Annotated in this window: 14 protein-coding genes; 9 read left to right on the forward strand and 5 right to left on the reverse strand. The window is 68.7% G+C overall.

The annotated features are described in order from the left end of the window. Positions 1-39: 39 nt before the first annotated feature. Positions 40-1,668, reverse strand: a complete 1,629-nt coding sequence (gene nadB, locus IFT60_RS00725; protein ID WP_192048416.1) for an L-aspartate oxidase — start codon at positions 1,666-1,668, stop codon at positions 40-42. Positions 1,669-2,528: 860 nt separating this feature from the next. Next, positions 2,529-3,371 carry a hydrolase 2, exosortase A system-associated gene (locus tag IFT60_RS00735; RefSeq protein WP_192048420.1) on the reverse strand — a complete coding sequence of 281 codons (843 nt, stop codon included), beginning with the start codon at positions 3,369-3,371 and terminating at the stop codon, positions 2,529-2,531. 394 nt (positions 3,372-3,765) lie between these two features. On the opposite strand from IFT60_RS00735, the gene IFT60_RS00740 reads away from it, so the two are divergent. Continuing rightward, the gene (locus IFT60_RS00740) at positions 3,766-5,391 is read left to right on the forward strand and encodes an AMP-binding protein (protein WP_192048422.1); all 1,626 of its coding nucleotides are present in this window, start codon (positions 3,766-3,768) and stop codon (positions 5,389-5,391) included. Then, complete coding sequence (locus IFT60_RS00745) at positions 5,388-7,238, forward strand: asparagine synthase-related protein (RefSeq protein WP_192048424.1); 1,851 nt, start codon at positions 5,388-5,390, stop codon at positions 7,236-7,238. The genes IFT60_RS00740 and IFT60_RS00745 overlap by 4 nt, the downstream gene beginning before the upstream one ends. 208 nt (positions 7,239-7,446) lie before the next feature. On the opposite strand, the gene IFT60_RS00750 is transcribed toward IFT60_RS00745, so the two are convergent. Further along, the gene (locus IFT60_RS00750; RefSeq protein ID WP_192048426.1) at positions 7,447-8,637 is read right to left on the reverse strand and encodes a glycosyltransferase; all 1,191 of its coding nucleotides are present in this window, start codon (positions 8,635-8,637) and stop codon (positions 7,447-7,449) included. A gap of 452 nt (positions 8,638-9,089) precedes the next feature. Here IFT60_RS00750 and IFT60_RS00755 point away from each other — a divergent pair, with 452 nt between their 5' ends. The 3 genes from IFT60_RS00755 to IFT60_RS00765 all read left to right on the forward strand — a co-directional run bounded on the left by IFT60_RS00755 (position 9,090) and on the right by IFT60_RS00765 (position 12,118). Then, positions 9,090-9,842, forward strand: coding sequence for an N-acyl amino acid synthase FeeM domain-containing protein (locus tag IFT60_RS00755; RefSeq protein ID WP_192048428.1), 753 nt, complete (start codon positions 9,090-9,092; stop codon positions 9,840-9,842). Then, complete coding sequence (locus tag IFT60_RS00760; RefSeq protein ID WP_192048430.1) at positions 9,839-11,506, forward strand: FAD-binding oxidoreductase; 1,668 nt, start codon at positions 9,839-9,841, stop codon at positions 11,504-11,506. The genes IFT60_RS00755 and IFT60_RS00760 overlap by 4 nt, the downstream gene beginning before the upstream one ends. 102 nt (positions 11,507-11,608) lie before the next feature. Then, positions 11,609-12,118, forward strand: coding sequence for a pyridoxamine 5'-phosphate oxidase family protein (locus IFT60_RS00765; protein ID WP_229510621.1), 510 nt, complete (start codon positions 11,609-11,611; stop codon positions 12,116-12,118). A 45-nt stretch (positions 12,119-12,163) separates the two neighbouring features. On the opposite strand, the gene IFT60_RS00770 is transcribed toward IFT60_RS00765, so the two are convergent. Further along, positions 12,164-12,541 (reverse strand): hypothetical protein, encoded by a 378-nt coding sequence (locus tag IFT60_RS00770; RefSeq protein WP_192048432.1) that lies wholly within the window; start codon positions 12,539-12,541, stop codon positions 12,164-12,166. A gap of 235 nt (positions 12,542-12,776) precedes the next feature. Between IFT60_RS00770 and IFT60_RS00775 the strand changes: the two genes are divergently transcribed. The 3 genes from IFT60_RS00775 (at position 12,777) to bcaP (ending at position 17,425) form a co-directional block, all read left to right on the forward strand. Next, positions 12,777-15,281, forward strand: coding sequence for a flavin-containing monooxygenase (locus IFT60_RS00775; RefSeq protein ID WP_374000181.1), 2,505 nt, complete (start codon positions 12,777-12,779; stop codon positions 15,279-15,281). Beyond that, complete coding sequence (locus IFT60_RS00780) at positions 15,278-15,673, forward strand: DUF2784 domain-containing protein (protein ID WP_307729655.1); 396 nt, start codon at positions 15,278-15,280, stop codon at positions 15,671-15,673. Before IFT60_RS00775 ends, IFT60_RS00780 begins: the two co-directional genes overlap by 4 nt. A gap of 354 nt (positions 15,674-16,027) precedes the next feature. Further along, positions 16,028-17,425 carry a branched-chain amino acid transporter BcaP gene (bcaP, locus tag IFT60_RS00785; RefSeq protein WP_374000179.1) on the forward strand — a complete coding sequence of 466 codons (1,398 nt, stop codon included), beginning with the start codon at positions 16,028-16,030 and terminating at the stop codon, positions 17,423-17,425. Between the two features lie 63 nt (positions 17,426-17,488). On the opposite strand, the gene IFT60_RS00790 is transcribed toward bcaP, so the two are convergent. Beyond that, entirely contained in the window at positions 17,489-18,091 is a 603-nt protein-coding gene (locus IFT60_RS00790) for an isochorismatase family protein (RefSeq protein WP_192048433.1), read from the reverse strand. Between the two features lie 111 nt (positions 18,092-18,202). On the opposite strand from IFT60_RS00790, the gene IFT60_RS00795 reads away from it, so the two are divergent. Next, positions 18,203-19,372, forward strand: coding sequence for a tyrosine-type recombinase/integrase (locus IFT60_RS00795; RefSeq protein ID WP_192048435.1), 1,170 nt, complete (start codon positions 18,203-18,205; stop codon positions 19,370-19,372). Positions 19,373-19,421: the final 49 nt, after the last annotated feature.

Consider the following 19,421-nt stretch of genomic DNA (forward strand, 5'->3'; position numbering starts at 1 on the left):
GGCTTTTTTTACAGCATAGGCGCAGTGATTAAATGGACTTCAGCGCCGGTCCGGCGTCAAGACGCTCGGCAGCGCCTTCGGCAGCGTATCCGGATAGTCGCGCGAATAATGCAGGCCGCGGCTTTCGCGGCGCGACAGGGCGCTGTTGACGATCAGCGAAGCCACGTCGACCAGGTTGCGCAGCTCCAGCAGATCGTGGGTGATGCGGAAGTTGCGGTAGTACTCGTCGATCTCTTCCTTCAGCAGCGCGATGCGGTGCTGGGCGCGTTCCAGGCGCTTGGTGGTGCGCACGATGCCGACGTAGTTCCACATGAAGCGGCGCAGTTCGTCCCAGTTGTGGGCGATGACCACTTCTTCGTCGGCGTTGGTGACGCGGCTTTCGTCCCAGGGCGGCAGCGGCGGATTGTCGATGCGCGGCGCTGCGGCGATCTGGCTGGCGCAGGCGCGCCCGACCACCACGCATTCGAGCAGCGAATTGCTCGCCAGGCGGTTCGCGCCGTGCAGGCCGGTGCAGGCGGTCTCGCCGACGGCGTACAGGCCGGGGATGTCGGTGCGCCCGGCCAGGTCGGTGACGACGCCGCCGCAGGTGAAGTGCACGGCCGGCACGACCGGGATCGGTTCCTTCGTGATGTCGATGCCCAGCTCCAGGCAGCGCGCGTAAATCGTCGGGAAATGCTCCATCAGGAATTCGGGGCTCTGGTGGCTGATGTCGAGGTGGACGTAATCGAGGCCGCGCTTTTTCATCTCGAAGTCGATCGCGCGTGCGACCACGTCGCGCGGCGCCAGTTCGCCGCGTTCGTCATGGGCCGGCATGAAGCGCGTGCCGGCCGCGATACCGGCTTCGGCCGGCAGTTTCAACAGGCCGCCTTCGCCGCGGATCGCTTCGGTGATGAGGAAGGATTTGGCGTAGGGGTGGTACAGGCAGGTCGGGTGGAACTGGATGAATTCCATGTTCGAGACGCGGCAGCCGGCGCGCCAGGCCATCGCGATGCCATCGCCGGTGGCGGTGTCGGGATTGGTCGTGTAGAGGTAGACCTTGCCGGCGCCGCCGGTGGCCAGCACGGTGTGCTCGGCCTCGAAGGTCAGGACCTTGCCGCTCTGTTCGTCCTGCACGTAGAGGCCGTGGCAGCGCGGCTGCCCGACCAGGTGGGGCGCGCCGCCATGGACCGCCTTACCCGTCAGTTTGTCCGAGGTGATGACGTCGATCGCGCAATGGTGCTCGAACAGCGAAATGTTCGGATGGGCGCGCACCTTCTGTTCCAGCGTGAGCTGCACCGCGTTGCCGGTGGCGTCGGCGGCGTGGATGATGCGGCGCTGGCTGTGGCCACCCTCGCGCGTCAGGTGAAAGCCCAGTTCGGCCGTCGCATCGCGCGTGAAGGGCACGCCTTGCTCGATCAGCCATTCGATCGCTTCGCGGCCGTGTTCGACGATGTAGCGTGTGGCAGCCTCGTCACAGAGGCCGGCGCCGGCGACGAGGGTATCGGCGAAGTGCTGGTCGTGGCTGTCGCCGGAATCGAGTACGGCGGCGATGCCGCCCTGGGCCCAGTTGCTGGCGCCGTCGAGCAGCGCACGTTTCGAGATGATGGCAACCTTGCGCGTCTGCGCGAGGTGCAAAGCCACCGACAAGCCGGCCAGACCGCTGCCGACGATTGCGACGTCAAATTTCATGGCACATTTTATATTTGTACAGAGGCATGACTATAGTCTATTTAGCCTCCCTGCGCCCCTGTATCCCAACCGATATCCCTTCCGGAGCCCTGGGAGCCCGGGGCATTGCCCCGGGACTTACCATGAGCCCAGCCAACTAGCGCATGCAAACGCCACCGCATCGCGCCAGGCGCTGCGGCGGGCGTCGGCGCCGGCGTGGGCAATTTCGACGCGCCGGCTGCGCGGGTACTGGCCCGCCAGGTCACGCGTGGCGTCCTGGCCGCCGGCAGCGGCGTCGCCACTGACCAGCAACACGCGCCCGCCAAAGCCGGCCAGGGCCTGCGCCAGGGCGGGCGCCACGCCCTGGCTGGGTGCTTCCCGGCCGGCGCGGCTGGCGGCGCGCCGTATCGGGAAGCCGAGCGCGGCGGCGCGGCGCAGCAGGCGGTCCGCCGCCGAACGCGGGCCGTAGCGCAGGCCGGCCTCCGCCACCTGCGNCAGCGCCAGCCCGGTCACACGCCCATCCTGCGCTGCATACAGCGCGGCGCAACCAGCAGCGTCGCCCGGCGCCAGGATGACAGATTCTTTCATTTCGGGCACGTGGATGAAAAATTCTTTCATTGCCGCGCCGACGTCGTCCAGCGCCTGCGCGGCCGACTCGCCGTCGCTGTCGCCGGCGCCCATGCGGTCGAAGCGCAGCACCGCTACCCCGCGCGCGGCGAGCAGGCGCGAGAGCAGGGTGAACTGGCGGTGGCTGCCGCTGCGGTACTGGATGCTGTCGGCCAGGATCAGCATGCCGCGCGCCAGCGGACGCTCCGGCACGTCGACAATGCCGATCAGCGCCTCGCCCCTGGTGTGGAAGCGCAGGGCGCGCTGTTCGAGCTTCATGGGGGATCTCCCGAAAACAGGCTGCAGGTCGCCGCGCGCAGGTCCGGCAGGTCGAGCTCGCCGGCGCCGCTCCACTGCGGCGCGCCCTCGAGCGGATGGAAGTGCAGGGCGGCCCCGGTTGCGCCCCAGCGTTCGCCCAGCCGCGATGCGCTGGCGGCCGGCTTCGCCGGCGCCGCGCCGCCATAGGCGAACCAGTGCACGGCGCACGGCGGCAGCGTGACGTGGGCGGCGTCGCAGGCGTCGATCGCCTTCACCAGTGGCACCGCCACTTCGAAGCCGCCGACTTCGATCGCACCATGTACCGCCAGTTGCGCGCGCAGCGCCGCCGTGCTGCGCGGTGCGCCCGGCGCCGGGTCGACCAGTTGCTCGGACAGGCGCAGGAACTGGTTGATGCAGGCGCGTCCGCTCATGAACGGCTGCCACAGCAACACGCGGCGTGCCTGCAAACGGGCCGCCGCGTCGAGCGCGAGCAGCCCGCCCAGGCGCAATCCCCACAGGGTCAGGGGGCCGCTGTCGCGGTCGGCCAGCCAGGCTGCGGCCACGTCGAGGTCGTCGTGCCAGATCTGCCAGCGTCCGGCGCTGAACTCGCCGCAGCTGTCGCCGCAGCCGAACAGGTCGATTTGCAGCACCGCATACCCGAGCGCGGCGAACGCGCGCGACTGCAGCGCCGCCATCCGCCGCGTGCGGCTCAGTTCGCCGGCAAACGGATGGACATACAGGATGGCGCCGCGCGGCGCTACCTGGGGATTGGGCGCGTGGTAGAGACTGAAACGCGTTCCAGGCTCGGCATCGAAGAAAAATGGCTCCACGCGCGGCGTGGTCAGCAGCGGAGCATTCATGGCCGCTTGTCTCCTGCATGTGAGCGTCGGCGCGCAAAGTACCTACCCACCAACTAATATGATTCTTGGCTTCCATAACCGGCGCGCTGCTGCGTTGGTCCCTGCTTGCAGTGCCCGCACTGCCGCGCAGCTCCCGCCTTGCATCGCATCGGCAAGCCGCACCTCCGGCTCTGTTTGCCAAAATTTCACATTCATTTCTGGATAGGTACTCGGCGTGTCGATGCCGGTTTATCGGTGTAACGAACATATATTTATGTCAATTAGACACGCGTTCCGCCGCGCCGCCTTGCGCGGAGACAGCTGAGTCCAAGCAATATCAATTGATTTGGGTCAATGACCTATTTGCAGTTTTTCTCAATCATGCATTTTTACGTTCAGCAAGATTGGAGAAAAAATGGCTCAGCTGGCACATGAACTGGTGGACGCGGCGGCGCTCTGGTCGCCCACGGCGACCGCGGTGCGCCACGGTACCGAACGCATCAGCTATGCCGGGCTGGCCGGCGCGGTGGCCGCCTTCGGCGCCGCGCTGGCAGGGCTTGGTGGTGCCAGCGGCGAGCGCGTCGCCCTGGGCTTGCCGGCGTCGACCGCGGCCGTGGTGGCCTTGCTAGGCGCCTCGCATGCCGGCAGCGCCTCCGTACCGCTCGACCTGCGCTGCGATGCGGCGGCCAGCCTGGCACGCCTGCGCGACTGCGGCGCACGCGTGCTGGTGACGGATGCGCACGGCCTCGACGCGCTCGGCGACGTCGCGGGCAGCTGCCCGGCGCTGCGCGCGATCGTCCTGCACGGCGCCGGTGCCTGCGCACCACGCAGCACTCAGGTGCCGGTGCTCGCCTGGGACAGCTTCCTGGCGTCCGCGGCGTCCTCCGCCGCGCCGGCGGGCGGCGAGCCGGGACTGGGTGCCCTGATCTACGGCGCCGCGGCGGATGGCGCCGGTCCGGGCGAGCGTGCGCTGGCCCTGTCGCAGCGTAACCTGGTCGCCGGCGCCGCTTCAAGTGCGCGCTGCCTCGGTATCCGGCCGGGCGACCGGGTGCTGGCCGCGCTACCGTTCGCCAGCGACTATGGCGTCAATATCCTGCTCGCGACCTTGTGCGCCGGCGCCACTGTCGTGCTCGACACCGCAGCGGCGTCCGATGGTTTGCCCGACCCGGCGGCGCTGGCGCGCCTGCTCGAGCGCGGCGACATCACCGCGCTGGCAGCGCTCCCCGCTACCTGGAACGCGCTGGCCGGACACGACCTCGGACGCGCGGCCGATTGCCTGCGCTATACCGCCTGCGCCGGTGGCGGCCTCGAACGCGACGCGCTGGCCACGCTACGCGCGGCGCTGCCACGCACCCGCATCCATCTGCTGTACGACATCGGCGACGCCTGCCGCTCGACCAGCCTGATGCCGGCCCAGCTCGACGAACGGCCGGGTTCGATCGGACGTGCGCTGCCGTATTCCGACTGGCTGGTAGTGCGTGCCGACGGACGCGAATGCGCACCGGGCGAAACCGGCGAACTGGTGCGCCGCGGTGCGCTGGTGGCGCCGGGCTGGTGGAACGACCCGGGCGCCAGCAGCGAACAGTTCCGTTTCCTGCCCCCTGGCGTCGGGCTGGCGCAACGCGATACCGGTTACTGGCCGGGCGTGAGCGCGCGCAAGGACCTCGACGGCTACCTGTACCTGAGCGAAGGCCGCAACGACACGATCACCAGCGGCGGCTACCGCATCAGCGGGCGCGAGCTGGAAAAAATCGTGATCGGCACCGGTCTCGTGGCCGAGGCGGCGGCGGTCGGGGTCGCCCATCCGGTACTGGGACAGGTGATCGCCGTGCTGGCGACGCCGCCCCAGGGCGCCCGGCTCGATTCCTCGATCCTGTTCGGCGCCTGCCGCGCGCGCCTGCCGCAGCACATGCTGCCAGCCATGGTCGACGTGCGCCGTGCACCCTTGCCGCGGGCGCGCGACGGCCAGATCGACCGCGCGCTGCTGGCCGGCGAACTGGCGCCGCTGTTTGCCGACGTGGCGGCGCGGGGGGCGCCATGAGCGGCCTGTGCGGCTGGATATCGACCGAACTGCGCCGTGAGCCCGCAGCCATGGCGCTGGCCGACATGGCTGCGCCGCTTAATGGCTCGCAATCCTTTAATGGCGCGCAGCCCTTGCGCAGCGCCGGCCACAGCCTGGGCGCGATGGCGCTCGCCGCCGCTCCGGCCGAGGCCAGCCTGTACCACCAGGATGGCCTATTGATCGCCAGCTTCGGCGTCCCGGCCGAGGCGCTGGCGCGTTTGTGGCGTGCCCACGGCGCTCGTGCCTGCGCGGCGCTGTCCGGCCATTTCGCCTTTGCCTTGCTCGACGAACGCTGCGCCGAAGCGCTGCTGGCGGTCGACCGCTGCGCCACCCGGCCCCTGTTCTATCGGATGGCCGGCCGCAGTTTGCTGTTCGCCAGCAGCATGGAAGCATTGGCGCGCCATCCAGGCGCCGGGCGCGAGCTCGATCCGCAGGCGCTGTTCGATTACCTGTACCTGCATGCGGTGCACGGCCCGCGCACCATGTTCGCCGGACAGCGCCGGCTGGCCCCGGGCGAATGCCTGCACCTGCACGGCGGCCGCGTCGAGCGCATCCGCTACTGGCGCATGCGCTACACCGAGCACGCGGTCGACCCGGTCCCGCACACGGCGCTGCTCGACGCGCTGTCGCTGGCGCTCGACTGCACGCCGCACGGATCCGGCATGGCGCAGCCGGCCGGGTTCATGCTGGCGGGCGGCGCCGGCGCCACGCTGGCGGCCACGCTGCTGCAGCGCGGCGGCGGGGCGGTGCACACCTACGCGATCGGCTTTGGCGTCGGCGATGGCGGCATCCTGGGCGCCGCGCGCGCGGCGGCGCGCCGCATCGGCAGCCGTCACCGCGAGCAGATCATCGACGGCGCCGACGTTGCCGACGCCATCGCCGCACTGGCGCAGGCTACGGATGCGCCGTGCGGCGACCCAGCCGCCGTCGCCATGCTGTTTGCCGGCCGCATGGCGCGCGCGGATGGCCTGGAGCGCCTCCATGGCGCGTTTGGCGCGGCCCAGTTGTTCGGACGCGGACGGCGCTACGCCGGGCTGGCGCAGGCGAATCGCTATGAGCGCCTGCCGGGCGCGCTGCGCCAGCTACTGATCGAGCCGCTGCTGTTCGGCCCTGGCGCCCGCCTGCCCATGCTGGAGGGGCTGCGCACCCGCATCGAACAGGCGATGGCGCCGCCGCTGGCGCGGCTGCGCCGGCGCAACGCGCTGCTCTCGCACGGCACCGCCAACGTATTCGAGCCGGCCTTCCTGGAACTGGTCGACCCGGATGCGCCGGCCGGCGCGCAGGAAGAGGCCTGGTGGCTGACGCAGGCACGCAGCGCCGTCAACTGCGCGGTCGACCTTGAACTGCAGGGCGACCTGCCGTGCCGGATCGTGCCCGCGTTCGCCGCCGCCTGCGCGGCCGCGGGTGTGCAGGCCGGGCTGCCCTACCTGGACGACGCCGTGGTCGCCATGGCGGCGCGCCTGGCGCCGCGCCACAAGAGTGGCAACGGGCCTCAGCGCCTGTTCGCCAAGGCATTGCGCGAGCTCGGCGCGCCTGTGCCGGCGCCGGCGGCCGGCGCCGTGGCGCTGCCGTTCGGGCGCTGGCTGCTGGGCGACGCCAGGGTCCGGGCGCTCGCCTACGACAGCCTGTCGACGCTGGCGAAGCGCCGCATCCTGCGCCGCGAGTTCATCGACCTGCTGCTGGCGCGGCGCCTGCCGCAAGACCCGACCGCGCACGGCCAGACCGTCTGGCGCCTGCTGATGCTGGAACAGTGGCTGGCACGCGGGCGGCGCGATGGGTTGGCTGCCGAAGCGCGTGGGGACGCGTTGGCGCTTGTGCCGGGCTAGGCGTGAGATCCAACGGTTGCACGGCTTCGTAAGGTGGGCGGCTCCACCTCATCAGTTTGAGGACCGGCGGCGTTTGCGCCGCCCACGCGTTCAACCAGCCGGTGATTCGTCGCGAATTTTCGAAGTGTGTTGAACGCGTGGGCGGCGTTCAGGCAGTAGGCAAGCACACACCTGGGTGTAGCCGCCCACCTTACATGTCCGAGCACACTCACCCACCAGCCAGCGCGTCGTACACCGCCAGATAGCTGCGCGCCATCGCCGGCAGGCTGTGGTGGGCGATCACCTGGCCGCGCGCACGCGCGCCGTGGCGGGCGCCCATTTCGGGGATGCGGCAATAGTCGGCGATCGCCGCCGCCATGACGTCCGGCGACATCGGCGGCACCAGGATGCCGGTCAGGCCCGGCTGTACCAGTTCCTTGTGCACCCCGACCGCGGTGGCGACCACCGGCAGCCCGGTCGCCATCGCCTCGAGCAGCACGTTGCCGCTGCCTTCGGCCAGCGCCGGCAACACCATCAGGTCCATCGCCCGCATCAGCTGCGCGGTGTCGGGACGCTCGCCCGGCAGCCAGGCGCGCGCGCCGGCGCCGGCGCGCTCGAGCATCGCCTGGCATTCGGCGCGCATCGGGCCATCGCCCACGATCAGCAGGCGCAGGCGGCTGTGCGCCGCGTGGGGCGAGGAGATCAGGCGCAGGAAGGCTTCGACCAGGGTGGTGTCGTTCTTGGCGTCGTCCATGCGCCCGACGCTGCCGATCACGAAGGCGTCGTCGCGCATGAAGCCGTCGGGACCGACTGCGGCGTGCGGCCCCAGGCGCGGGTGGAACTCGAGGCTGTCGACGCCGTTCGAAATGTGCGACACGCGCGAGGGCTCGGCGCCGACCTGCTCGATCAGCCAGCGTTCCTGCTCGGCGCTGACGGCAATGTAGTGGCCCACCAGCGGGCGCAGTGCGCGGCGCAGGAAGCCGGGCGCACGCTTGCGGCCAGGGCCGGCGCGCTCCTTGCCAGGCCCGGACTCGCGTCCGTATTCGCCATGCACCCGCAGCCGCACCCCCGCCAGCGCCGCCGCCAGTTGCCCCTCCAGGCCACCGAGATTGCGGGTGTGCACCAGGTCCGGCCGCAGCGCGCGCAGGGCGCGCACCATGCGCAGGAAATGGCCCGGGTCGGGGCCGTCGCGCTTGTGCAGGTCGATCACCTCGACGCCTTGTTCGCGCAGGTGGGTGTGCAGCAGGGCATGGTCGCGCAGGCATAACACCACATGGCGGTAGCGGTCGCCCGGCATGTGCGCGATCAGGTCGAGCAGGCCGTTGCCGGCGCCACCGGCATCGAGGCGGTTGACGACGTGCGCGATCAGCCGCGGCGGCGCGAACGCCGGCGCCAGTGCGGCGACGGGACGATTACCCATGGCATTCGACCTCGACCTGGAGTGCTCTCATGAGTGTGCCGGGAAGAAAAACGGTGTTTGCAGCCGCGCCGGACAATGACGACAGGCGAGGGACATTGGATGGTCTCCGGTGAAGGCCAGGGCAACGCGCAGGTGCGCTCACTTCCAGCCCTGCTTGCAACCCTGCCTGCAACCCTGTCGATTATATGGCTGCGCGCGGCGCGCACTGCGTAACCCTTTTTCCCGTTGATGCCGGTCAAACGGGATCTGTGCACATGCAAAATTTCCTTGTCGACACATCTTTCCATCATGTTTCCATCATGTGCTTGTGATTAATTTCCTCCGTGATTGATCTATGTCCAGCTAGCAAAGATTCGCGCAAAACCCCGGGAACCCGTTACTGCTGACCTTGTCTGAATGGCAGTCATGTCGTTTCGCCAATGAAGGCGGAACGCTACTTCAGGGAGACAAGTATGTTGGTAGATGAATTGCCGATCGCAACGTTCCAGGCAGCACCGATCCAGTCGCCGCGCACCCAGGGCGCCAGCCCCGCAGGCCAGGCGCCGGCGCGCCTCGATTCCCAGGTATTCAACATCCGCGTGGCGCTGTCGGCCGGCTGCCACGCCGACAGCGGCGCACTGGTACGGCGCATGTACGCCTGGCGCGGCTATGCGTTCGAAGCGGGCGAGGGCAGCTACGACAAGGTGACCTTGTACGCCGAAACCGGCGGCGAGCTGGTCGGCACGATGAGCCTGTGCCTGGACCGCGACAATCGCCTGCCGGCCGACGAGAACTTCGGCGACCGCCTCAACATCCTGCGCGCCGACAACCGGCGCCTGTGCGAACCCTCGCGCCTGGCGATCGACGCCGGCATGTCCAAGCGCGTGTTCGCCGCGCTGATCCATATCTCTTACCTGTACGCCAGCGAACTGCATGGCTTCACCGATTACGTCATCGAGGTCAATCCGCGCCACGTTGCCTTCTACAAGCGCATGCTCGGCTTCAGCGACTTCGGCGGCGAACGGCCGTGCAGCCGCGTCGGCGCCCCCGCCGTGCTGCTGCGCCTGACGCTCGACCAGATGGGCGCGCAGATCCGCAAGTGGGGCGGCAGCTTCGAGCAGGGCGCCGGCGAGCGCTCCTTCTATTCCTGGTTCTTCCCGACGTGGGACGTCCCCGACATCAGGGCGCGCCTGGCGGCCCTGTGCCGCGGTGGAGAACGCGCATGAGCCGCCTGAACGACCTGCACGGGGGCGCCGACAGTACCGGTCTGGACGCCGCCCTGGCTGCGATGGCCGCCGTGGTGGGCGCCGCCAACGTGCTCGCCGACGGCGCCACGCGCGAACGCTATGCACGCAGCACGGCGGCGCGTCCGGTGCACCCGCTGGCCCTGGTGCGCCCGGCAAACGCCGACGAGGTGGCGCAATTGGTCAAGATCGCCGCCGGTGCGGGCGTTGCCGTCTACCCGATCAGCACCGGCAAGAACTGGGGCTATGGCGACGCCTGCGCGGTCGGCGCCGGCCAGGTGATCCTCGACCTGTCGCGCATGAACCGCATCATCCACGTCGACCCGGAACTGGCGTATGCGGTGATCGAACCGGGCGTGACCCAGCGCCAGCTGTCGGACCACCTGCTGCAGCGCGGCTATCCGCTCTGGGCCGACTGCACCGGCGCCGGGCCGGACACGAGCTACATCGGCAACATCATGGAGCGCGGTTTCGGCCATTCGCCCTACGGCAACCGCCTGCAGCACGTGGCCGGCATGCAGGTGGTGCTGGCCAGCGGCGAACTGCTCGAAACCGGCTTCGGCCACTATCGCCAGGCGCGCGCGGCGCACCTGTTCCCGTATGGCGTCGGCCCCTTCCTGGACGGCCTGTTCACCCAGTCGAACATGGGGATCGTCACGCGCCTGGGCATCTGGCTGATGCCGCAAGCCGAATGCGTGAACCACTTCCTGTGCAGCGTCCCGGCGCATGCCGACATCGCCGACGTGGTCGACGCCCTGCGGCCGCTGCGCCTGGACGGCACCCTGCGCAGCATCCTGCACATCGGAAACGACATGCGCGTCTTTTCCGGTTCCGGCGCCTTTCCGCGCGCGGCCGTGCCACAGGGTGCGCGCCTGCCCGAGGCGCTGCGCCAGCAGATGCGCGCCAAGGGCGGCGTGGGCGCCTGGACCGTGTCCGGCGCGCTCTACGGCTCGCACGCCCAGGTGGCGGCGGCGCGCGCTGCCGTGCGGCGCGCGCTGCGCGGCACCAAAGGGCGCACGCGTTTCGTGAGCGAACGCAGCCTGCGCGCCGGCGCCTTTGCCGCGCGCCTGCTCGGCAATACCGAGGCGGGAAAACGCCTGCGCACCCGGGTTGCGCTGGGCGAGTCGCTGTTCGCGATGAACCGCGGCGTACCCGACGGCCGCTTCCTGTCCGGTGCTTACTGGCGCCGCCGCGGCGGCGTACCGGTCACCTTTCCGGTCCAGGCCAATCCGGCGCAGGACAATTGCGGCTTGCTGTGGGTGTCTCCGGTACTGCCGCTGCGCGGCGCCGACATGCTGGCCGTGCACGAACTGGCCCGGGCCAGCTTCGACAAATACGGCTTCGACCTGTTCGCCACCTTCAGCATGATCAACGAGCGCGCGCTCGGCGGCGTGTTGACGGTGGCCTACGACAAGGACGACCCGGACGAGGCGGCCCGTGCGCGCGCCTGCCACGACGAGGTGTTCGCCACCATGTTCGAGGCCGGCTACATTCCTTACCGCGTCGGCAACCATGCGATGGGCCGGCTCGATCCGCAGGGCGACAGCTACTGGCGCACGGTGGGCGCCATCAAGGCGGCGCTCGACCCGGCCGGCATCCTGGCGCCGGGACGCTACCAGCCGGACGTGGCCCCGGGATTGATATAAGGGAGAATGCCGCGCGCTGCGTGTGGCAGCGTTCGGCGCCGCACGGAACGCGGCGCCAGCTCGGCTTAGGATGGCGGTTCACTTAATATCCAAGGAAACGCCATGTCCATGACGAACGCTTCGGCACAAGCGGCCGCGCTGGCGGACAAGATCCGCTCGATGCGCTTTGCAATGTTTACCACCGTCGACGAGCACGGCCACCTGATCAGCCACCCGATGACCAACCAGGAGACCGACGAGCAGGGCGGCCTCTGGTTCTACACTTCGATCCATGCGCCGCTGTGGCAGAACATCGCCCTGCAGCCGGAAGTGAACGTCAGCTTCGCCCAGCCGGACGACAGCCTGTACGTCTCGATCAGCGGCACCGCCGAGCGCGTGGTCGACCGTGAACGCATCCGCGCGCTGTGGAACCCGATGGTGCAGGCCTGGTTCCCGCACGGCCCGGACGACGAACACGTGGTGCTGGTACGCGTCGCCCCGCACAGCGCCGAATACTGGGATTCGAACGACAGCAAGATGGTGCGCCTGTTCCAGATGGCCAAGGCCGCCATGACGGGCACGACGCCGGACGTCGATCCGGGCGAACACGGCACGATCAGGCTCGATAATTAAGTAAGGCCTTGCGGCGGCCAGCGATGGCCGCCGCTGCCGCCGCCATCAAGGCTGGGGCGGTAAATCTTCCTGCGACTGGTTGGCGCCGGACTCGCGCGATCCGATGCCGGTGCCGGTGCCGCCCGCCTGCTGCGAGGTGGTGTCGAGGTGGCCGCGCGCGCCAGTCTGCACGGCGCTGTCCTGTGCCTCCGGCGGCTGTTCGGGGGCGGCGGCGCTGCCTGCCGGCGTCGTGCCAGGAGCCGCATCCGCTTCGCCCGTACTATGGGTCAGCTGGGCGCCGCCGCTGCCGCCGGTTTCCTGCTGGGTTTCGTGGCTGGGCGTGGCGCCGGCCTGGCCGCTGGTGGTGCCGCCGATGCCTACCGAGGTCGAGGCCGATGTCGTGGCCGTGGTCGAGGCCGATTCGTTCGAAGGATTTGTCGCCATGGTGCTCTCCTGTTGATGCGTGATCAGTGAGCCGATTATGCCTGCGGCCTTTTTCCGCACCATCGGTGCGGGCAGCGCGTCGCTGTAGGACGGCAGCCCATCGTGTGCCGCCCTCCCTGGTTTACCCGCTGCGCATGGGAACCATGCACGCTGCCTGAAACGCCAAAAGACTTCGGCCCGGCATCAAGCCAGGGCGCTTCGCCTCGTGTATTGTTGCAGCTGAGAACAAATCAGCGTGAGTGCCGAGGAGACTGCCCATGACCGCTTTATTGTCCACATTCTCGCCCGCTTGCCGCCCGCATTGCAGCCCACCTCAGCGACGATCCACGAAGCCATCATCATCGGCGCCGGTTTCGGCGGCATCTGCATGGGCGTGGCGCTGCGCCGCGCGGGCGTCGACAACTTCCTGATCCTGGAAAAGAGCGCCGACCTGGGTGGCGTCTGGCGCGACAATACCTATCCCGGCGCCGCCTGCGACGTGCCCTCGCACCTGTACTCGTTTTCGTTCGCGCCCAACCCTGACTGGTCGCATACCTTTGCCGGCCAGGCCGAGATCCACGCCTACCTGCACGATTGCGTGCGCCGCTTCGCCCTGGCCAGTCACATTCGCACTGGCTGCATCGTGCAGGGCGCCGGCTACGACGAGACGCGCGCACTGTGGGAGGTGCAGCTTGGAAGCGGCGAGCGCCTGCTGGCGCATTTGCTGGTCAGCGCCGCCGGCCTGCTGGGCCGGCCCGTGCCGCCGCGGTTTCCCGGCATCGAGGTGTTTCGCGGCCACGCCTTTCACTCGGCCCAGTGGGACCACACGTGTACGCTGGCCGGCAAACGGATCGGGGTGATCGGCACCGGCGCCTCGGCGGCGCAGTTCATTCCCGTCGTCGCGCGCCAGGCAGCCCACCTGACCGTTTTCCAGCGCTCGGCCGCGTATATCAAGGCGCGCGCCGACCGGCCATACCCGCACTGGCAACAGCAGCTGTTTCGGCGCCTGCCGATCCTGATGCGCCTGCACCGCGCCTTTATCTATGCCAAATACGAAACCCGGGCGCTGGCCTTCACGCGCATGAAAAGCATGATGTGGCTGGCTGTCGGCAAGCCGTTCCAGGCCATGCTGGCGCGCGAGGTGCTGGATCCCGCCTTGCGCGCGCGCCTGACGCCGGACTACCCGATCGGCTGCAAACGCATCCTGCTCAGCGACGATTACCTGGCCGTCTTCGCCCGCCCCGCGGTGCGCCTGGTCACCGAGGCCATCGCCCGCGTCACGCCCACCGGCATCGAGACCGCCGACGGCGAGCGGCACGAACTCGACGTCATCATCTACGGCACCGGCTTTGCCGCCACCGACTTCCTGGCGCCGCTGGCGATCCGCGGGCGGGGCGGGCGCCTGTTGCACGATGCCTGGCAGGGCGGCGCCGAAGCCTATCTCGGCATGACGGTGCCGGGCTTTCCGAATTTTTTCATGCTGTACGGGCCGAACACGAACCTGGGCCACAATTCCATCGTCTACATGCTGGAGAGCCAGGTCGGGCACATCATGCGCTGCCGCCGCGCGCTGCGGGCGGCGGGTGCGGCTGCGATCGAAGTCGAGGCCATGCCGCACGCCCGTTTCAGTGCCATGCTGCGGCGGCGCCTGGGTGCCACGGTCTGGCAGGGCTGCCGCAGCTGGTATCTCGACCGCCACGGCCGCAACAGCGCCAACTGGCCCGGCTTCACGTTCACTTACCGCTTCCTGACGCGCCATGCCAGCCTGCTCGCCTACCGGTTTACCACGCCCCTCGCGGGCCATCCGGACGGCGTCGAGGTCGCCGCACCGTGCGCGCTGTCCGAACGCGGTGCGGCCGCCTTCCAGCGCGCCTTCCTGCGCACCTGCTTCAAACCTTTCATCGGCCCGCCGTTCAGCGCAAGGACGCAGCGCCGCATCGTCGCGATGCTGGCGCCGCTGATGCCCGGCGTGGGCGGCGTCGGCTACCGCCGGGTGCAGGTGGGCGCACTCGGCGTGGAAGTCGTGACGCCCGCAGTAACAGGCGAGGGCGCGATCCTGTACCTGCACGGCGGCGCCTTCTGCCTGGGCAGCCCGCGGACGCACCGCAGCATCACCACGCGCCTGGCGCGCGCGGCCGGGGTGCCGGTCTGGGTGCCCGACTACCGTCTCGCCCCCGAACATCCTTACCCGGCGGCGCTCGAGGATGCGCTGGCCTGCCACGCCGCCATGCTGGCCGCCGGCATCCCGGCCGCGCGCATCGTGCTGGCCGGCGATTCGGCCGGCGCATCGCTGGCGCTGGCGGCCGCCATCAGGCTGCGCGACAGCGGCACGCCGATGCCGGCCGCGCTAGCGCTGATCTCGCCGCTGACGCAATTGCCGCCCGCCGAACACCCCGCCAACGCGGCGGCCGATCCGATGGTGCGCGCCGCATGGGCCCGGCAAGGCGCCGCCTGGTACGCCTGCCCGCCGGAAGCCGGCGTCCACCAGCCGCTGCGCTGCGACCTGCGCGGGCTGCCGCCGATGCTGGTGCAGGTGGGCGACCAGGAAATCCTGCTGCCCGATTCGCTACGCCTGGCCGAACATGCCGCCGCCTGCGGCGCGCCGTGCCGGTTTGAACTCCACCGCGCGCGCTGGCACGTCTTCCACCTGCAGGCGTTTTACCTGCGCTCGGCGGCGAACGCCATCGGCGCGCTCGGCCAGTTCGCGCGCGAGCAGATCGGGGCGGCGCAGGCGGCAAGCAGCGAAGCGGCCCGGTCTTGAACAGCGAAGGTGGCGCACAATACGCCATGTTCTACGCCGCCGCAGCCACGCTCGTCCTCCTCGCCCACCTCGGCTTCGTGCTGTTCGTCGTGTTCGGCGCGGCGCTGGTGCCGCGCTGGCCGCGCCTGATCTGGCTGCACCTGCCGGCGGCCGCCTGGGGCATCTTCGTCGAAGTCAGCGGGCGCGGCTGCCCCCTGACCGCGCTGGAAAACCTGCTGCGCCTGCGCGCCGGCCTGGGCGGCTACGCCGGAGGCTTCATCGAGCACCATATCCTGTGGCTGCTGTACCCGGACGGCCTCACGCGCGAGATCCAGTTCATGCTGGCCGCCCTGGTCGGCGCCGTGAATCTCGTGCTGTACGCACGGGTTTGGCGCCGCCGCACCCAAAAATAAAGGGGAGGGCGTCCGGTTGGCGCGGCCAGCGCTTGCTCAACAGGGGTTGCCGGAGCAATAATGCAATGTGCTGGCTGATTGTGATCGCTTTTCGCACGCGCGTGCCGCTTATAAGGACACGCCGCGCTGCGGACATGGCGAGTCGATTCGCGCCTGGCGATGTCTCCGGATATCACCAGGCGCTTTCCCTCGTGGTGACTACCGGACCTGCCTGTTTGCCTTCAAGGCAAGCGGGCCGGTTCGTGTATGCGTAACATTCGCCGGCGATACAGCGGAAAAGACAGCGGAAAGGCATTCGGCACGTACCGGTGGCTTCCGACAGGAGACAGACAATGCATAACAGGAGAGCACGTAGTGAGTCTTTTTAGAACGAAAAACCTCGATACCATGGTGGCGGACAGCCGCACCCCTGGCGGACTGAAAAAGGTCCTCGGACCGATGGACCTGATCCTGATGGGTATCGGGGCGATTGTCGGCACGGGCATCTTCGTGTTGACCGGTACCGGCGCCGTCACGGCCGGGCCAGCATTGACCCTGTCCTTCATCATCGCCGCCGTGGCCTGCGGTTTCGCCGCGCTCTGCTACGCCGAATTCGCGTCGAGCGTGCCGGTGGCCGGTTCGATCTACACCTATTCCTACGTCACCCTGGGCGAACTCGTGGCCTGGATGATCGGCTGGGACCTGCTGCTCGAATACGGCCTGGCCACGTCCACCGTGGCGGTCGGCTGGTCGGGCTACTTCCAGTCGCTGCTCAAGGGCATCGGCGTCGTCCTGCCGGAAGCCTTGCGCGCCGCCCCCGGCGCCATTCCCGGCGTCGACACGGTGTTCAACCTGCCGGCCTTCCTGATCATGATCCTGCTGACCTTCATGCTCTCGCTGGGCGTGCGCGAGTCGGCCCGCGTCAATAACATCATGGTGCTGATCAAGACCGGCGTCGTGCTGCTGTTCATCTTCGTCGGCGTGAATTACGTCAAGCCTGAAAACTGGCAGCCCTTCATGCCCTTCGGTGCCGGCAGCGTGATGAGCGCCGCGGCCCTGGTGTTCTTCGCCTTCATCGGCTTCGACGCCGTTACCTCCGCCGCGGAAGAAGTCAAGAATCCGAGCAAGGACCTGCCGATCGGTATCATCGGTTCGCTGGCCGTCTGCACCATCCTGTACGTGGCGGTCGCCGCCATCATGACCGGCATCGTCCCGTTCATGAACTTCAAGGGCGTCGATCACCCGGTCTCGCTGGCGCTGCAGTATGCCGGCCAGGACTGGGTCGCCGGCTTCGTCGACCTCGCCGCCATCCTGGGCATGAGCACCGTGATCCTGGTCATGGCTTACGGCCAGACCCGCATTCTGTACGCAATGTCGCGCGACGGCCTGCTGCCGAAGAAACTCTCGACCGTGCACCCGAAATACGGCACCCCGTACTTCGCCACCTGGCTGGTCGGCATCATCTTCGGCCTGATCGCCGCAGTCGTGCCGCTGGGCGTGCTGGCCGAACTGGTCAACATCGGCACGCTGGCCGCGTTCTCGCTGGTCTCGCTGGCCGTCATCATCCTGCGCAAGAAGCGTCCGGACCTGCACCGCGCCTTCCGCTGCCCGGGCGTGCCGGTGGTCCCGGCCCTGGCCATCATCTTCTGCCTGGCGCTGATGTCCTTCCTGAGCTGGCATACCTGGGTCGCCTTCATCGTCTGGCTGGCGATCGGCCTGGCGGTGTATTTCGGCTACGCCCGTTCGCGCTCGCTGCTGCACAAGCAGGGCTGAGCTCCTGCGGCATAAAAAAACCTGGCCGCGGCCAGGTTTTTTTGTTTTTGCCCCTAGGGCAAATCAGGCGTGCGCTGCGAGCCCGGCGAATTCGTCGAGACGGGCCACGCGCGCGCCGAGTCCAGCCATGCGCTCGATCGCGCGTTCGCCGTCGCCAGGCGCAACGTCGACCGCCCGCATCGCTTCCTCGACGATGATCACCTCGAACCCGAGCTCACGGGCGTCGAGCACTGTGTTCAGTACGCAGTAATCGGTTGCGAGTCCACCGACGACCACACGGCGCACGCCGCGCCCGCGCAGTTGCTGTGCCAGGTCCGTACCATTGAATGCAGAGTAGGCGTCGGCGTCCGCCGTGTCCGCCTTGGAAACGACCGTTGTGCCGGCGGGCAGCTTGAGCTCGGCGGAAAACGCCGCCCCTTCGGTATCGGCCACGCAATGCGGCGGCCACGGCCCGCCGCGCGCGGCGAACGAACAATGGTTGTCGGGATGCCAGTCACGCGAGGCAACCACCGGCAAGCCCTGGCGGGCGAACAGTTCCGTGAGGCGGTTGATCGGCGCGATCACCTGGTCGCCGTTGGGCACGCCGAGCGCGCCGCCGGGGAGGAAATCAAGCTGCATGTCGATGATCAGGAAGGCGTCGCCGGAGTTGAGTTCGATCGGGTTCATATGTTGTCCTATTGAATCATTTGATCGAAACAGGTTAGCACGCTCCGAGCGCGGGCGCTGCAGGTACGTCGTGCTATACTGTATAAAAACACAGTATTACATGAGGACAATATGACCAAGTTCGTCCCCATCGACCTCGCACCACGCCTTGCCGGCGATTCCGACGCGCCCAGCGCCCGGCTCGACGTCAAGATGTTCCGCGTCGCCGACGACCCGATCACCGAAGCCCAGACCGACGCCGAAATCGCCCGCGAGTTCATCGGCAATGGCGAACTCAGCGCCAAATCGATCGCCAACAGCCAGAAAGAACTGTTTCGCTTCCTGACATGGTGCCGGGAAGAAGCGAAGAAGACCTTGTCCCAGCTGAACGTGGCCGACCTCAACGCCTACAAGGAATTCCTGCGCAATCCGCCGCCGGACTGGGTCTCGACCACCAAGTGGCCGCGCAGCGACCCGCGCTACCGCCCATTTACCGGTCCCTTGTCCGACCCCAGCCGGCGCCAGGCGATGATCGCCGTAAAGGGTCTGCTCTCCTTTGCCGAGCAGACCGGCTACCTGCGGCGCAATCCGGCCGCGCTGGTGCGCAACGTGCGCACGCCGATCGCCAGCCGCATCACGCGCTACCTGACGCCTGAGGCGATCGCACTGGCGGTCGAGACCGTCTCGCAGCGCGTGCCCGATTCGCCCGCGGCCCTGCGCCGGCGCGAGCGCGACCGTTTCCTGCTAGTCGCGTTCGCCCATACCGGTGCACGCCTGAATGAACTGGTCAGTGCGAACATGGGCGCCATCTATGCGGAAGGGAACGACCGCTGGTGGCTCGACGTGATCGGCAAGGGCAACAAGCCGCGCCGCCTGCCGGTGCCCGAGGAAATGCTTGATGCGTACCGCCGCTACCGCGAAGCCTTCGGACTGCCGCCACATACGGCGCGCGCCGACCGCATGCCGCTGGTGCTGTCGAGCCGCAGCAAGGCGGTGACGCGCCTGACCGACGAGGCGGCGTCGGAAGCGATCAAGGGCGTGTTCGCCGAAGCGGCATCGGCCGCCGCGCGCGCCGGCCAGGCTGACATTGCCGCCAGCCTGCGCCACGCATCGGCCCACTGGCTGCGCCACAGCATGCTGACCAACCACGCCAACAATGGCGTGCAATTGAAAACCCTGCAGGATACGGCCGGCCACGCCAACATCGCCACCACGGCCGGCTACCTGCACAAGACCGACAACGAGCGCCACGACGAGATCATCGCGTCGAATGCCGCCAGGAAAGGGAAGGGGACGGACTGACCCGCTGGGCCAGGCGGTTGCGGGCCTCGCGCCAACGGGACCGTATGCG

It is taken from the genome of Massilia sp. CFBP 13721 (assembly GCF_014842025.1).
Taxonomy (GTDB): domain Bacteria; phylum Pseudomonadota; class Gammaproteobacteria; order Burkholderiales; family Burkholderiaceae_D; genus Telluria.

Excerpts from the sequence above, each read along its gene's own strand:
- nadB (WP_192048416.1), bottom strand. The coding sequence starts at position 1,668 with ATGAAATTTGACGTCGCAATCGTCGGCAGCGGTCTGGCCGGCTTGTCG.
- IFT60_RS00735 (WP_192048420.1), bottom strand. The coding sequence starts at position 3,371 with ATGAATGCTCCGCTGCTGACCACGCCGCGCGTGGAGCCATTTTTCTTC.
- IFT60_RS00740 (WP_192048422.1), top strand. The coding sequence starts at position 3,766 with ATGGCTCAGCTGGCACATGAACTGGTGGACGCGGCGGCGCTCTGGTCG.
- IFT60_RS00745 (WP_192048424.1), top strand. The coding sequence starts at position 5,388 with ATGAGCGGCCTGTGCGGCTGGATATCGACCGAACTGCGCCGTGAGCCC.
- IFT60_RS00750 (WP_192048426.1), bottom strand. The coding sequence starts at position 8,637 with ATGGGTAATCGTCCCGTCGCCGCACTGGCGCCGGCGTTCGCGCCGCCG.
- IFT60_RS00755 (WP_192048428.1), top strand. The coding sequence starts at position 9,090 with ATGTTGGTAGATGAATTGCCGATCGCAACGTTCCAGGCAGCACCGATC.
- IFT60_RS00760 (WP_192048430.1), top strand. The coding sequence starts at position 9,839 with ATGAGCCGCCTGAACGACCTGCACGGGGGCGCCGACAGTACCGGTCTG.
- IFT60_RS00765 (WP_229510621.1), top strand. The coding sequence starts at position 11,609 with ATGTCCATGACGAACGCTTCGGCACAAGCGGCCGCGCTGGCGGACAAG.
- IFT60_RS00770 (WP_192048432.1), bottom strand. The coding sequence starts at position 12,541 with ATGGCGACAAATCCTTCGAACGAATCGGCCTCGACCACGGCCACGACA.
- IFT60_RS00790 (WP_192048433.1), bottom strand. The coding sequence starts at position 18,091 with ATGAACCCGATCGAACTCAACTCCGGCGACGCCTTCCTGATCATCGAC.
- IFT60_RS00795 (WP_192048435.1), top strand. The coding sequence starts at position 18,203 with ATGACCAAGTTCGTCCCCATCGACCTCGCACCACGCCTTGCCGGCGAT.